This window comes from Eubacterium sp. AF17-7 (assembly GCF_003461285.1).
Classification (GTDB): domain Bacteria; phylum Bacillota; class Clostridia; order Lachnospirales; family Lachnospiraceae; genus Eubacterium_U; species Eubacterium_U album.
On the sequence record NZ_QTWU01000041.1, the window covers coordinates 1 to 511 of the forward strand.

Below are 511 nucleotides of genomic sequence, written 5' to 3' on the forward strand. Positions count from 1 at the left end.
TTATCCAAGGAAGAAGAGATTGGAAGATTAGTTGGTGTGCAGTTTTGAATGTACAATGGCCCGGTGGCTCAGCTGGTTAGAGCGCCGCCCTGTCACGGCGGAGGTCGTGGGTTCGAACCCCATCCGGGTCGTCAATAAAAGAAGAGAAAGAGGAGGTTGAAAGCAAAAGCCGGCTTTCTCGACCTCTATTTTTGTATAAGGAAACATGGGATCTTAGCTCAGCTGGGAGAGCACCTGCCTTACAAGCAGGGGGTCACAGGTTCGAGCCCTGTAGGTCCCACTACCGAGAGATAAAAAGAAAATAAGCAGGAAAGCTTGTTAATAAAACAGAATAAGCCGATGTGGCTCAATTGGCAGAGCAGCTGATTTGTAATCAGCAGGTTAACGGTTCGAGTCCGTTCATCGGCTTTAAGTAAGCAATGATAAGTGAAGTCAGGCTTACCTTAAAAGAATGGGCAGATTCCCGAGTGGCCAAAGGGGACAGACTGTAAATCTGCTGGCAACGCCTTCG

Annotated in this window: 4 tRNA genes (1 of these 4 cut by a window edge); all 4 read left to right on the forward strand. The window is 48.3% G+C overall.

Annotated elements, in window-relative coordinates:
• Positions 1 to 57: 57 nt before the first annotated feature.
• Positions 58 to 131, forward strand: a tRNA-Asp gene (locus DWW96_RS13740).
• A 76-nt stretch (positions 132 to 207) separates the two neighbouring features.
• Positions 208 to 280, forward strand: a tRNA-Val gene (locus DWW96_RS13745).
• A gap of 55 nt (positions 281 to 335) precedes the next feature.
• A tRNA-Thr gene (locus tag DWW96_RS13750) sits at positions 336 to 408 on the forward strand.
• Positions 409 to 453: 45 nt separating this feature from the next.
• Positions 454 to 511: transfer RNA gene (locus tag DWW96_RS14165), tRNA-Tyr, on the forward strand; it runs 60 nt beyond the window's last position.